Annotated in this window: 11 protein-coding genes; 5 read left to right on the forward strand and 6 right to left on the reverse strand. The window is 69.3% G+C overall.

Translation table 11 applies throughout. From position 1 onward, the window contains the following. Both GOALK_RS14085 and GOALK_RS14090 read right to left on the reverse strand, forming a co-directional pair. Positions 1-2,834, reverse strand: a 2,834-nt coding sequence (locus GOALK_RS14085; protein WP_006359498.1) for a bifunctional acetate--CoA ligase family protein/GNAT family N-acetyltransferase, incomplete at its 3' end; no start/stop codon positions are given. Further along, complete coding sequence (locus GOALK_RS14090; RefSeq protein WP_006359499.1) at positions 2,827-4,083, reverse strand: acetoin utilization protein AcuC; 1,257 nt, start codon at positions 4,081-4,083, stop codon at positions 2,827-2,829. The genes GOALK_RS14085 and GOALK_RS14090, both read right to left, overlap by 8 nt. 160 nt (positions 4,084-4,243) lie before the next feature. Between GOALK_RS14090 and GOALK_RS14095 the strand changes: the two genes are divergently transcribed. Continuing rightward, positions 4,244-4,939 carry an iron-dependent transcriptional repressor DtxR gene (locus tag GOALK_RS14095; protein ID WP_006359500.1) on the forward strand — a complete coding sequence of 232 codons (696 nt, stop codon included), beginning with the start codon at positions 4,244-4,246 and terminating at the stop codon, positions 4,937-4,939. 49 nt (positions 4,940-4,988) lie between these two features. On the opposite strand, the gene GOALK_RS14100 is transcribed toward GOALK_RS14095, so the two are convergent. After that, positions 4,989-6,080 (reverse strand): DUF4192 domain-containing protein, encoded by a 1,092-nt coding sequence (locus tag GOALK_RS14100; RefSeq protein WP_006359501.1) that lies wholly within the window; start codon positions 6,078-6,080, stop codon positions 4,989-4,991. Between the two features lie 91 nt (positions 6,081-6,171). Continuing rightward, entirely contained in the window at positions 6,172-6,837 is a 666-nt protein-coding gene (locus GOALK_RS14105; protein ID WP_006359502.1) for a hypothetical protein, read from the reverse strand. 254 nt (positions 6,838-7,091) lie between these two features. Here GOALK_RS14105 and GOALK_RS14110 point away from each other — a divergent pair, with 254 nt between their 5' ends. Next, positions 7,092-8,072, forward strand: coding sequence for a PAC2 family protein (locus GOALK_RS14110; RefSeq protein ID WP_006359503.1), 981 nt, complete (start codon positions 7,092-7,094; stop codon positions 8,070-8,072). A 20-nt stretch (positions 8,073-8,092) separates the two neighbouring features. Continuing rightward, entirely contained in the window at positions 8,093-10,174 is a 2,082-nt protein-coding gene (locus GOALK_RS14115; protein WP_006359504.1) for a DEAD/DEAH box helicase, read from the forward strand. A 3-nt stretch (positions 10,175-10,177) separates the two neighbouring features. Here GOALK_RS14115 and GOALK_RS14120 read toward each other — a convergent pair whose 3' ends face one another. Then, positions 10,178-11,110 carry a hydrogen peroxide-inducible genes activator gene (locus tag GOALK_RS14120; protein WP_006359505.1) on the reverse strand — a complete coding sequence of 311 codons (933 nt, stop codon included), beginning with the start codon at positions 11,108-11,110 and terminating at the stop codon, positions 10,178-10,180. A 126-nt stretch (positions 11,111-11,236) separates the two neighbouring features. On the opposite strand from GOALK_RS14120, the gene GOALK_RS14125 reads away from it, so the two are divergent. Both GOALK_RS14125 and GOALK_RS14130 read left to right on the forward strand, forming a co-directional pair. Beyond that, complete coding sequence (locus tag GOALK_RS14125; RefSeq protein WP_006359506.1) at positions 11,237-11,824, forward strand: peroxiredoxin; 588 nt, start codon at positions 11,237-11,239, stop codon at positions 11,822-11,824. Positions 11,825-11,838: 14 nt separating this feature from the next. Next, on the forward strand, positions 11,839-12,372 hold the full coding sequence (locus GOALK_RS14130; RefSeq protein ID WP_006359507.1) for an alkyl hydroperoxide reductase: 534 nt from the start codon (positions 11,839-11,841) through the stop codon (positions 12,370-12,372). A 72-nt stretch (positions 12,373-12,444) separates the two neighbouring features. Here the strand turns inward: GOALK_RS14130 and GOALK_RS14135 are convergent, their stop codons facing one another. Further along, positions 12,445-13,722: an aminotransferase family protein gene (locus GOALK_RS14135; RefSeq protein WP_006359508.1), complete on the reverse strand. Its 1,278-nt coding sequence runs from the start codon at positions 13,720-13,722 to the stop codon at positions 12,445-12,447. Positions 13,723-13,737: the final 15 nt, after the last annotated feature.

The following is a 13,737-nucleotide window of genomic DNA, read 5'->3' on the forward strand; positions in this document are numbered from 1 at the left end:
CTGAGCCGTCTCGGTCCGGTGTCCCGTCTTCCGGGCACCGGGCCGACTCGTATCTGGGCGTTGAGCACCGAGGCGCCCTCGACCGACACGAGGATCGGGTCGCAGAGCACGTCGCGCACCTCGGGGATGTCGTCGACGAGTGTGGAGATCCGCAGCAACAGGTCGACGAGTGCCTCCTTGTCGGCCGGTTCCTCACCTCGATACCCGGAGAGGAGCGGCGCCGAACGCGGTTCGTCGATCAGTTCACGGGCGTCGGGTTCGGTGAGCGGGATCGCCCGGTAGCCGTGGTCCCCGAGCAGGTCGAAGGTCCGCCCGGACAACCCGAACGAGATCACCGACCCGAACGACTCGTCGTCGCGGACGCGGATGACCGTGCCGACGCCCTTCGGGGCCATCTTCTGGACATGCAGGACGTGATCGCCGGTGAGTTCGCTCAGCTCGGCGAACGCGTTGACGACCGCCGTCGCGTCGGGCAGGTCGAGCCGGGCACCCTCACGGTCGAGACGACCCCGCCACTTGGGCGAGGTGGCCTTCACCGCCACCGGGAAGCCGAGTTCCCGCGCTGCGGCCGACGCCTCGTGCATCGTCCTGACCTCACGGAACGGGACGACCGAGACGCCGTACCAGCGCAGCAGTCTCGCCGACTCGACCTGGCCGAGGAGACGGTCCGACGACTGCCCGTCCGAGTCCATCGCCTCGCGGACGTACATACGGGCCGCCTCGGGGTCGGTGCCCTCGGCCCGGTGGATCGCCGACTCCGGCCGCAACTTCCACTTCGCGTACTGCCACGCACGGGCCAATGACGCCGCGGCGCGCTCCGGGCTGGCATATGACGGGATGGACCCGCGTTCGGGCATACCGTTCGGGCCGGGTTTGGTGAGACCCGGCGGGATGCCGTCGACGGCGAGGAACGTCGTGACGATCGGCTTCTCGCCATCGGCACCCGGCGTGTTGGCCGCGGCCATCAGTGCGCGGGCGTGCCAGTCGGCGTCCACCGCCACCGGCGGCACGAAGACGACGATGATCGCGTCCACGCCGGTGTCGGTCATGGCCGCCGAGACGGCATCTTCGAACAGTTCCTCCGACGCCCCCGCACCGAGGTCGATGTTGTCGACGACCTCGAGGCCGCCGTTGCGTGCCTGGTCGGCGGCGAGACTGCCCAGCACCGACGAGTTGCCGATGATCCGAACGCGGGGTCCGCGCGGTAGCGGCTGATAGGCGAACAACGCCGCGCAGTCGAACAACTCGGGGATCGTCTCGACCTGGATGACACCGGCCTGTTCGAGCATCATGCGCGCGATCTGGTCGTCGAAGTTGGCCGTCGACCGGGCCGCACGGACCGGGCTCATCGCTCCCCTGCCCGACTTCACCGCGACGATCGGCTTGGCCCGCGACACCCGCCGCGAGATGCGCGAGAACTTGCGCGGGTTACCGAAGCTCTCCAGGTAGAGCAGGATCACGTCGGTCGAGGCGTCGCTGTCCCAGTACTGCAGCAGGTCGTTGCCGGAGACGTCGGCACGGTTGCCCGCCGAGACGAAGGTCGACAACCCGATCTGCCGCCGGGCAGCGGTGTCGAGGATCGCGATGCCCAGCGCACCGGACTGGCAGAAGAACCCGACCCGGCCGGCAGCCGGGATCCGCGGTGCAAGTGTGGCGTTGAGCGCGATCCCGGCGTCGTTGTTGGCCACGCCGAGCGCGTTCGGCCCGACGAGCCGCATGCCGTGTTCGCGGACCTGCGCGACGAGGCGACGCTCGTTCTCGAGGCCCTCCTCCTCGCCGGAGTCACCGAAACCCGCCGACACGACGACCAGCGTCCGCACACCCTTCACCAGACAGTCGTCGAGGACGTCGTCGACCCGGGACGCCGGGACCGCGACCACCGCGAGATCCACCGGGTCCGGGATGTCACGCACCGTCTCGTAGGCACGGATGCCGCGGACCGACGGCGGCCGTTCGCGGGTTCGCTTCCGGCTCGGGCTCGTCATGCGACCGAGCCGCTGCGCGTCGCTACCGGGCTCCTCCTCGACGCGGGCCGGTCCGTTCACCGGGAAGACCGGACCGGTGAACCCGCCGGCGATGATGTTGGCCAGCAACGCGTTGCCGACCTTGTTCGGATCGGTCGACGCACCGATGACCGCGACCGAGGTGGGGCGCAGCAGGTTCGCGACGCTGCGGGCCTCCGACGCGTTCTCGCGGGCGTTGCGCACCGACAGGAGCGCCTCGGTCGGGTCGATCAGGAACTCCACGTGCACCGTCGAGCCGTCGAAGCTGCGGGCGAGTTGGTAGCCGGCGTCGCGGAACACGGCGACCATGTTCGGGTTCTCGCTGAGCACCTCGGCCTCGAAGCGGGTGAAACCGTTCTCGGCCGCGGCGCCCGCGAGGTGTTCGAGCAGGATCGGTCCGAGACCGCGGCCCTGGTGTTCGTCGGCCACGACGAAGGCGACCTCGGCCGATTCCGGCTTGCCGTCGAAGGCGAGTCCCTCGTAGATGCCGACGGCGATGATCTCGCCGCCGAGCACCGCCACGATCGCCACGCGCTGCTGATGGTCGACGGTCGTCATCCGGGCGACCTCGCGGGGCGGCAGCGTCGGTGTCGGGCCGAAGTACCGCATGTAGCGGGTGCGTTCGGAGAGCTTGGAATGGAAGGCGACGATCCGCTCGGCGTCGTCGGGGACGATCGGACGCAGGTGCACGACCCCGCCGTCGGAGGCCAGCACGTCGGCGATCCAGTGTCGCGGATAGTCCCACGCGCCACGGGGTTCGGGCTGATCGGCCAGTGTTTCCGGCGTGGTCGGCGTTTGCTCTGGGGTGGACGACACGTCCTGATCAGTCACGGGGATCCTCCGGGTCGAGACCGTGCAGAGGGTACACCGCGCGGCGGGTCGCCAGGATCGCGCGATCGGTCTGTCGCTGTGCCGTTGCACTCACCCCCTCGAATGGCTCCTGACCCGCATCGCCGTCCCACGGCTGATAGTCGACGTCGCCGCCGTCGCCCATCACCCCGACCGGCGGCCGGGCATAGTCGGAGTGCACCTGGGTGGAGATCTGTTCGGCTGTGGCGCACCAGGATTCGTCGATGGTCGTGGTCGGGTCGATCTCCCGGTCGAGAGCGACGCCGAGCAGGTGGGTCCAGCTGCGCGGCACCACGTTGACGACGCCGTAGCCACCACCGCCGACCGCGATCCACCGTCCCTCACAGTATTTGTCGGCGAGATCACGCATCGCGATCATCGCCGCGCGCTGCCCCTCGACGGTGAGCGACAGGTCGGTGAGGGGATCGGCGCGATGACTGTCGGCGCCGCACTGACTGACGATGATCTGCGGTTTGAACCCGGCGATCAGTGACGGCACGACGGCATGGAATGCCCGCAGCCACAGGCGATCCTCGGTGTTGGGCATCAGCGCGAGGTTGACCGCACTCCCCTGCGCGTCGCCGTCGCCGACCTCGGTCGGCCAGCCCGTCCCCGGCCACAGCGTCGCGGGATGCTGGTGCAGCGAGACGGTCATCACGCGCGGGTCCGCCGCGAACTCCACCTGGACGCCGTCGCCGTGGTGGGCGTCGACGTCGATGTAGGCGATCCGGTCGAAGCCTTTGTCCAGCAGGTATCGGATCGCGATCGCGCAGTCGTTGTAGATGCAGAACCCGGCGGCCCGGGCCTTCATCGCGTGGTGCATGCCACCGCCGATGTTGACCGCGCGGGTCGCGGCACCCGACGCCACGGTCTGCGCGGCGGCGAGGGTGCCGCCGACGAGGAGCCGGGCGGCCTCGTGCATCCCGGCGAACACCGGGTTGTCCGCGTCGCCCAGTCCGAACAGCCGCTCGAGCAGCGGACCCGACAGCGACGCGGTGCCGGAACCCACCGCGCGGACGGCGTCGATGTAGTCGCGGGTGTGCACCGCGGTGAGGGCGTCGTCGTCGATGGCCTGCGGCGGCACCGTCTCGACGTCGTCGAGCACCCCGAGGCTCTGGGCGAGGGTCATCGTCAGCGCGAGCCTCACGGGATTCATCGGGTGGGTGTGGGCCCACCGGTAGGACAGGAAGTCCTCGCTCCAGATGACGGCCGTCGTGGAAGTGTCGGTCACAGGTTCAGGCTAGTGGTTCACCTGGCGGGCGGCTGGACGATGTCGGTTCGACCACATGTGGGTACGGTCGGGGTCGTCGCCATGTGCCGCGGCCTCGTGAGAGGGCTGTCACCGTGGGCGAACAGGGTAATCTTGGCGGGGACGAAAGGGATTGGGCACAGTGAACGATCTGGTTGACACCACCGAGATGTATCTGCGGACGATCTACGACCTCGAGGAAGAGGGGATCATGCCGCTGCGGGCGCGTATCGCCGAGCGCCTGGACCAAAGCGGCCCGACCGTCTCCCAGACCGTCGCCCGGATGGAACGCGACGGACTTCTGCGCGTCGCGGGCGACCGCCATCTCGAACTGACCGAGCGCGGCCGGTCGCTGGCCGTCGCGGTCATGCGCAAGCACCGCCTGGCCGAGCGGCTCCTGGTCGACGTCATCGGCATGCCCTGGGACCAGGTCCACGAGGAGGCCTGCCGCTGGGAGCACGTGATGAGCGAGAACGTCGAGCGTCGTCTGCTCGCCGTGCTCGAGTACCCGACGACCTCGCCCTACGGCAACCCGATCCCGGGTCTGGATCTGCTCGGCGTCGAGGTGTCCTCGACCGACGACGGTGCGACCCGGATCGCGGATCTGCCCGCAGGCGACACCGTGGCGGTCATCGTGCGGCGACTGTCCGAGCACGCACAGTCCGACGTGGGTCTCATCTCGCATCTGCGGGAGGCCGGCGTGGTTCCGAACGCCCGCGTGACCGTGACCAACGTCGCCGGCACCATCACGATCAACACCCCCGGACACGAGGGCCTGGAGCTCTCCGCCGACATGGCGCATTCGGTCTTCGTCGAGAAGGTCGTGGAGAAGGTCTGACGCGGCAGCGGTCTGGCCCAACGAGGCCGGCACCACAAAATCTCGGAGATCACCCGGCGGCGCGCCGGGTGATCTCTGGCATCTGGACCCCGAGTTCCCGGGCGGTGCCGTAGGAACCGTCGATCATCTCCCACAGCATCGTCGGCCGGACGCCGGCCCGCAGGGCGGTGTCGAGGAGTCGGGCCAGGTTCGCGTCCGGGTCGGCTTCGAGGGCGACGTCGAGTGCGACTCCGGCGTACGCCCCTTCCCCGCCGATGTAGTGCAGATGTGCCAGGAGGGTGGCCGCTCCTGCACGGCCGGGTCCGGCCAGGCGGCGTGTGAGTTCTCGCCACACCGATTCGGCGTCTTCTCGTAGGTCGGTGACGGCGAGCGCCAGCGCGGCGTCGCGGACCTGAGGTCGTCGGACGGCCTGTTCCAGCACGGCGACCTCCGCGCAGTCCAGCGGTCCCCCGCCGTCGGCGACCGATCCGATCGTGAGGTCCAGCAGCTGCGCGTCGGACATCGCCCGCCCGAGTGGAACGACGCCGCGGGTGCAGTCCGGGCAGGGCCGTCCGGCGCTGCACTCCCCGGCGACCGGTTCGAGCATGGCCCGCATCTCCGACCGGCGCGGCAGGATGCGCCGGCCGGATTTCACCGCCTCGGCGATGGCGGTCGGACAGGTCTGCGGATCGTCGAGGACGCCCTCGCGGTCGTCGAGGACGTCGACCGACCACGCTTGCCCGTCGGGACACCAGATCACCGACCACGCCGCCCCGGCATCGAAGGCGGACAGAGCGAATCCGGCGGCGACACCCCCGATGGCGTCGAAGTGGCGGTCGGCGATCGCGAGCACCCGTCGATACCGAGGACTGTCGGCCGGATAGCGGTTGTCGGCGATGATCGCCACCACCTCGTCGGCGCCGTAGGAGTGGGTGATCGCCCCGAGTCCCGCGAGCACAGTGGACAGCTCGGATGTCGGTTCGCCGGCGTCGTCGAGGGCGAGATCGTGGCGCATGGTGGCCGAGATCCCCCGGTCGGGCGCGAAGGCGACCACGATGATCGAGCGTTCCGGGATGAAGCCGAGCAACGCCGGTATCGCCGTCAGCAGCGTCGTCGGGTCGATGGGGTCACGGACGGAACGGGAGGACGCGAAGGCGGGCATGCACGAAGCATCGGCCGCGTGAGGGCGCCTCGACGGCGCGCCGGCTGACCTGTGGACAACCGCGGCGGCCCGTCCACAGGCCGTGGTCTTCTCAGCCGAAGGCGGCCGACACCGCCTTGGTGAACAGCTCGTCGAGCGCAGCCGAATCCTCGGCGGGCACCGGACCTGCTGCGGGCCAACGATATTCGGCGTACACACGGACCCCGTCGCGCTGGCCTGTCAATGCGAGCGAGCTGGTGGTGACCGGTGCGGTACCACCGCCGGTGACGATGGTGCGGCGGATGGTCGCGGTCTCGACGCCGTCCCGTGCGGGCGGGGCGGGCAGGACCTCGGTGGTCACCGTCGACGACGCCCCGAAGGTGGTCGTTGTCAGTTCCGGGCACCTCTCGGCGCGCTGCACGACCTCGGCGAGCGGGGTGTCGACGTGGGCGACGACGGTGGTCAGGGTCGAGCGTTCCGCGGTGCCGGGGCCGAGGAAGGCGACGGCGCCGTCGGCGGAGACCGGGGCAGGTGCGCAGTCGGCCGGTGAGACCTCGGTGTCGGCCCCCTGCCCCGGCGCCGGGCTGCCGGTCACGTCGGCCAGTGCGTTGGCCACCGCCTGGGGCGGGATCGGGCTCGCCGGTCCACCCGGGAAGTCCGAGGCCAGCACCGACCTCGACGAGAGGTCCGGGTTCGCCGACTGGGCGTCACCCGCGATCGAACACGCCGAGAGGACACCACCGGCGAAAAAGACGCAGGCGGCGGCCAGCACGAGCACGGGCAGGCGGCGTCCGGAGGACGTACGGGGTGCAGCGGTTGCCGGGGTCACAGCGATCTACTGTGCCACCGCGAGAGCCCGCCCGTGCGGGTGACACACCCGACGAGGGAATCCCTGGCGCGGCTATGTCGTTACATATTCGGTGTCTCGCCGGACGCCGGTGCCCAACCGCGACCGGAGGTGCGAGACAATGAGACATATGACGAGAATCCGGCCGTGCTGTGCCACGGCCGCCACGTACAAGGAGGGATGACGTGGACGAGCAACCCGCGCGGAACGACGCGCTGTACGAACTCGCCTTTCCCGCTCCGAAGGTCACCCGCGCCGACGGCACGGGCCCCGTTCTGATCCATGCTCTCGAGGGGTTCGCCGACGCCGGCCACGCCGTCGCTCTCGCGGCCGCCCACCTCCGGGACAGCCTGGAGTCGGAACTGGTCGCGACGTTCTCGTCCGACGAGCTGATGGACTACCGCTCCCGCCGCCCGACGATCTCGTTCAGCGGTGAGACCTTCACGGAGGTCGAGATGCCGGCGCTGACCCTGCACGCGATCCGCGACAACTCGGGGAAGGGCTTCCTGCTGCTGGCCGGCGCCGAACCCGATCTGCGCTGGGAGCAGTTCGTCGACGCGGTGCGCCGCCTGTCCGACCGGCTGGGCGTCACCGATGTGATCGGACTCAACGCCATCCCGATGGCCGTGCCGCACACGCGTCCGCCGTCGATCACCGCGCACGGGAGCGACCCCGACGCCCTTGGCGACCTCCCGCGCTGGGGTTCGGCGATGAAGCTGCCCGCGAGCGCCTCGATGCTGCTCGAACTGCGGATGGGTGAGCACGACTACCGGGCCTCCGGCCTGTCGGTCCACGTGCCGCACTACCTGGCGCAGACCAACTACCCGGCGGCCTCTGCGCGACTGTTGTCCGCGGTCGCCGAACTGGCCGGTCTCGACCTGCCGCTCGCCGCGCTCGAGAGCGCCGCCGAGAAGGTGCGCGCCCAGGTCGACACCGAGGTCGAGGGCAACTCCGAGATCGAGTCGGTCGTCGCCGCATTGGAGACGCAGTACGACACCTTCACCCAGGCCGCCGAGGAGCGCGCGTCGCTGCTCGCCGCCGAGGAGTCGCTGCCCAGCGGCGACGAACTGGGCGCCGAACTCGAACGGTTCCTCGCCGAGCAGGCAGCCGAGCAGACCCCGAAGGACGATGAGCCCGGAGACGAGGGACCGCGATCGTCGATCTGACCGCGAGCCCGACGGCCCTGGTGCCCGTCGACGATGAGGACCAGGCGCTCGACACCTACACACAGTGGTGGACCGATCGTGGCCTCGACCTGTACGAACACCAGGAAGAGGCCCTGCTCGAGCTGCTCGCCGGCAGCCACGTCATCCTGGCGACCCCGACCGGTTCGGGCAAGTCGCTCGTGGCCGCCGGCGCACTGTATTTCGCGCGCTGCCGGGGCGAGCGGGCCTTCTACACCGCGCCGATCAAGGCCCTCGTCAGCGAGAAGTTCTTCGAACTGTGCGGGATGTTCGGCGCCGACCAGGTCGGTCTGCTGACCGGTGACGCGTCGGTCAACCCGGATGCGCCGATCGTCTGCGCCACCGCCGAGATCGTCGCGAACCTGGCCCTCGCCGCCGGTGGCGACAGCGACATCGGCACGCTCGTCGCCGACGAGTTCCACTACTACGGCGAACCCGACCGCGGCTGGGCGTGGCAGGTCCCGCTCATCGAGCTGCCCTCCACGCAGTTCCTGCTGATGTCGGCAACGCTCGGTGACGTCTCGTTCTTCGTCGACGATCTCGCGCGCCGCACCGGCCGCGACACGGTCGAGGTCACCGGCGCCCAGCGGCCCGTGCCGCTCGTCCACGACTATGCGATGACCCCGATCCACGAGACCATCGCCGATCTCGTCGACCGCGGTCGCGCCCCGGTCTACGTGGTGCACTTCACCCAGGCCGCCGCGGTCGAACGCGCCCAGGCTCTCCTGAGCGTCAAGATCTGCGACAAGGAGGAGAAGGCCGCCATCGCCGAGGCGATCGGCGACTTCCGCTTCTCCACCGGCTTCGGCAACACCCTGTCGAAGCTGCTGCGTTCGGGTGTCGGCGTCCACCACGCCGGGATGCTCCCCCGCTACCGTCGCCTCGTCGAACGTCTTGCGCAGCAGGGACTCCTGAAGGTGATCGCCGGCACCGACACGCTGGGCGTGGGCATCAACGTGCCGATCCGCACGGTGCTGTTCGCCGGGTTGAGCAAGTACGACGGTCGCCGCGTCCGTCGCCTCCGGGCGCGGGAGTTCCATCAGATCGCGGGCCGCGCCGGCCGCGCCGGCTTCGACACCGTCGGGTACGTCGTGGCTCAGGCACCCGAGCACGACGTGGAGAACGCCCGCGCCGTCGCCAAGGCCGGCGACGATCCGAAGAAGCTGCGGAAACTGGTGCGCCGCAAGCCTCCCGAGGGTTTCGTGTCGTGGGGAGAGAAGACCTTCACCCAGCTGATCGACGCGCCCGACGAGCCGCTGCGGTCGCACTTCCAGATGACCACCGCGATGCTGCTCGAGGTCCTCGGCCGTCCCGGCGACTGTTTCGCCGCCATCCGGCACCTGCTCGAGGACAACCACGAACCGCGAGATCGGCAGCTGCGCCACATCAAGCACACCATCGAGCTCTATCGCGGCCTGCGCGATGCCGGCATCGTCGTGCAGCTCGACCAACCGGACGAGACCGGCCGGCACATCGCGCTCAGCGTGGACATGCCGGAGAACTTCGCGCTGACCAACCCGCTGTCCGCGTTCGCGATGGCCACGTTCGAGATCCTCGACCCCGAATCCTCCACGTACGCCCTCGATGTCATCTCCGTTCTCGAGTCGACGCTGGAGAACCCGCGACCGTTGCTGCTCGCCCAGCGCAAGGTCGCCCGGGACGCCGCGATCGCCGAGATGAAGGCCGACGGCATCGAGTACGAGGAACGGATGACGCGGCTGGAGGACATCACCTGGCCGCAGCCGCTCTTCGAGGAGATCTTCGGCGCCTTCGAGATCTACCGGCGCGGTCACCCCTGGGTGGCGTCGTTCCCACCCAACCCGAAGTCGGTGCTCCGCGAGATGCTGGAGAAGGCGATGACCTTCACCGAGCTGATCTCCGCCTACGGTCTCGCCCGCAGCGAGGGCGTGGTGCTGCGCTACCTGTCCGACTGCTATCGGGTTCTCCGCCAGGGCGTTCCGACCAGTGCGGTGACGCCGGAGATCGAACAGATCGTGGCCGATCTCGGCACCATGGTCCGCGAGGTCGACTCGAGTCTCGTCGACGAGTGGGAGGCACTCGCCGCCCAGGCCGCGGAGGTCTGACCCTCACACCGGCGTGACGGCGCCGGTGTCGGCGACGATCTCCCCGATGATCGTCGCGAGCTGTCGATACGCGTCGTCGTGGCGTGCGGACCGGCGGAAGACGACCCCGATCCGCCGCCCCGGTCGCGGCGAGGCGAAGGTGGCGATCGCCAGGTCCCCCGAAGCCGTCTCCGACGCGACCGCGGTCTGCGGGATGAGGGTCACCCCGAGCCCGCCCACGACGCAGTGCACGGCCGTCGTCAGCGATGCCGCGCGCGTCTGCCCCAGGTCGGGCCGGACCCCAGCGAGAGCACACACCTCCAGCGCCTGGTCCCGCAGGCAGTGCCCCTCGTCGAGCAGCAGCAACGGCAGGTCGGCCAATGCGCTCGGGTCCACCCGTCGTTTGCCGGCAAGAGCGTGCCCGGCCGGCAGGGCGAGGACGAAATCCTCACGGTAGAGCGGTATCTCGGCGATTCCGGGCACGTCGAGCGGCAGCGCCAGGAGCGCCACGTCGAGCGTGCCGCCCCGCAGCTGTTCGACGAGCCGCCCGGTCTGTTCCTCGACGACGCGGGGCCGCAGGTCCGGAAGCCTCTCGGCGAGTCCGCGCAGCACCGCGGGCAGCACGTAGGGCGCGACCGTCGGGATGACTCCCAGCCGGATCGCCCCGTGCAGCGGCTGACCGGCACCCGCGGCCGCCGCGGTGAACTCGTCGACGGCGTCCACGGCCGCGATCGCCCGCGGCAGCAGTTCCTCGCCGTCCTGGGTCAGCAGCACCCGGCGCGTCGTCCGTTCGACGAGCGTCACCCCGAGACCCGTCTCGAGCGCCGACAGGGCCTGCGACAGCGACGGCTGGCTCACTCCCAGGTCCGCGGCGGCGGACCCGAAGTGTCTGCGCTGGGCGAGCGCCACGAACGCGCGCAGACCGGCGATGGTGGGCTGATAAGTTTTATCGGGCATGGCTATCAGTGTAGTGCTACTAATCACGTTTCGCTTTTGTCGAATTTCCGGCACGATAGTACTCGTACGTCGCGAAAGTCTTTCGCGCGCAATTCCGGTACACCCCCTCAGCTGAAGGAGCGATACATGGCCCTGCTCACCATCGGTGACCAGTTCCCCGCCTACAACCTCACCGCCGTGATCGGTGGCGACCTCAGCAAGGTCAACGCCCAGCAGCCCGATGACTACTTCACCACCGTCACCTCCGACGACCACCCCGGCCAGTGGCGCGTCGTCTTCTTCTGGCCGAAGGACTTCACCTTCGTGTGCCCGACCGAGATCGCCGCGTTCGGCAAGCTGAACGACGAGTTCGCCGATCGTGACACCCAGGTGCTCGGCGCCTCGGTCGACAACGAGTTCGTCCACTTCCAGTGGCGTGCACAGCACGAGGACCTGAAGACCCTGCCGTTCCCGATGATGAGCGATCTGAAGCGTGAGCTGGCCACCGCTGCAGGCGTTCTCAACGCCGACGGGGTCGCCGATCGCGCCACCTTCATCATCGACCCGAACAACGAGATCCAGTTCGTGTCGGTCACCGCCGGTTCCGTGGGCCGCAACGTCGACGAGGTGCTGCGCGTCCTCGACGCCCTGCAGTCCGACGAGCTGTGCGCCTGCAACTGGAAGAAGGGTGACCCGACGATCGACGCCGGCGAGCTCATGTCCTCGGGCGTCTAGAGAAGGAGATCAAGATGAGCATCGACAATCTCAAGGAAGCCCTTCCGGAGTACGCGAAGGACCTCAAGCTCAACCTCGGTTCGATCAGCCGCACCACCGCGCTGAACGAGGAGCAGCTGTGGGGAACCCTGCTGTCGACCGCCGCTGCCACCAAGAGCGCCAAGGTGCTCAGCGAGATCGCCGACGAGGCCGCTGACAACCTGTCGGCCGAGGCCTACAACGCCGCACTCGGTGCCGCGTCGATCATGGGTATGAACAACGTGTTCTACCGCGGTCGCGGCTTCCTCGACGGCAAGTACGACGACCTGCGTCCCGGCCTGCGGATGAACATCATCGGCAACCCGGGTGTCGACAAGGCCGCGTTCGAGCTGTGGTCGTTCGCCGTGTCCTCGATCAACGGCTGCGGACACTGCGTCGCCGCCCACGAGAACACCCTGCGTGAGGCCGGCGTCGACCGCGAGGCCATCTTCGAGGCCCTCAAGGTCGCCTCGATCGTGACCGGTGTGGCCCAGGCCATCGCCACCACCGAGGTGCTCGCGAACGCCTGATCCAGGCAACACGACGAAGCCCGGCTGCCTTTCGGCAGCCGGGCTTCGTGGTGTTCGACAGTGTTCGGGCCGTCAGCTCAGCGCGGCACGGATGCGGTCGGCCATCTCGCCGACCTCGTCGGTCGTCATGACGAACGAGGGCGAGATCTGCAGCGCACCCTGCCCGGCGGCGCGTGTGCTGACGCCGTGCTCACGCAGCTTCACCACCGTGGCCGGCGCCGTCGCCGGATCGGCGAGCTGCACCGCGGTGACCGCACCGAGCCCGGTGCGCACCTCGGCCACCGCGTCGAGGTCGGCCAGCGGGGACAGGGCCGCCGCAAGGTCGCCCTCGAGTCGGGTGGCCTCCGCGAGCAGGTTCTCCCGGCGGATGATCTCGAGGTTGGCCAGTGCGGCGGCCGCGGCCGCGGCATGACCGCCGTAGGTGTAGCCGTGGCGCCACCAGACGCCGCCGGCGAAGAACGGTTCGGCGAGGCGCGGCGCGATGAAGACCGCACCCATCGGCACGTAGCCCGAGGTGAGCCCCTTGGCGGTGGTGATCATGTCCGGCTGCAGGTCGAAACGTGCCGAGGCGAACCACGAGTTGCCGGCGATACGGCCGAAGCCGGTGACGACCTCGTCGACGACGAACAGGATGTCGTGGTCCCGGCAGATCGCACGGACCTCGTCCAGGTATCCGGCCGGCGGCAGGTAGATGCCACCGGCGCCGATGATCGGCTCGCAGAAGAACGCGGCGATGTTCTCGGCGCCGACCCGCTCGATCAGACCGAGCAGGCTCTTCGCGTCATCCCAGTCGACGTTCTGCACGTCGTGCATGAGTTCGCCGTAGCCGTCGTGGTTGAGCGGGATGCCCGCCAGCGACGTACCGGCGGCGTGCATGCCGTGATAGGCCTTGGTGCGGCTGATGACGACGCGCTTGGCGGGCTTGCCCTGCTCCACCCAGTAGCGGCGGGCCAGCTTGACCGCGGTGTCGATCGAGTCGCTGCCGCCCGAGGTGAAGAAGATCTTCGACCCGGGCACCGGCGCGATCGCGGCGAGCTCGTCGGCGAGCTGCAGCGTGACGTCGCTCGCGATGTCCCCGAAGTTGGAGTAGTGCGCGATGGTGCCGAGCTGACGCGACACCGCGTCGGCGATCTCGGTACGCCCGTGGCCCACGTTGGTGAACCACAGACCGGCGGTCGCGTCGATGTATTCCTTGCCCTCGCGGTCCCAGATACGGGTCCCCTCACCCTTGGTCACGACGAAGGGGCCACTCGCGGTCACCGCACCCATGTCGGCGAAGCCGTGCCACAGAGCACCAGAAGTTTCAGACATGCCCACCATGATGCCGGGCGAGGTGAGCGCCCCCGGCATCGACCCATATCCTGG

This window comes from Gordonia alkanivorans NBRC 16433, from assembly GCF_000225505.1.
Classification (GTDB): Bacteria; Actinomycetota; Actinomycetes; order Mycobacteriales; family Mycobacteriaceae; genus Gordonia; species Gordonia alkanivorans.

Bases quoted from the DNA above. Each gene is read 5' to 3' on its own strand.
- GOALK_RS14100 (WP_006359501.1), bottom strand. From the start codon at position 6,080: ATGCCCGCCTTCGCGTCCTCCCGTTCCGTCCGTGACCCCATCGACCCG.
- GOALK_RS14125 (WP_006359506.1), top strand. From the start codon at position 11,237: ATGGCCCTGCTCACCATCGGTGACCAGTTCCCCGCCTACAACCTCACC.
- GOALK_RS14135 (WP_006359508.1), bottom strand. From the start codon at position 13,722: ATGCCGGGGGCGCTCACCTCGCCCGGCATCATGGTGGGCATGTCTGAA.
- GOALK_RS14130 (WP_006359507.1), top strand. From the start codon at position 11,839: ATGAGCATCGACAATCTCAAGGAAGCCCTTCCGGAGTACGCGAAGGAC.
- GOALK_RS14120 (WP_006359505.1), bottom strand. From the start codon at position 11,110: ATGCCCGATAAAACTTATCAGCCCACCATCGCCGGTCTGCGCGCGTTC.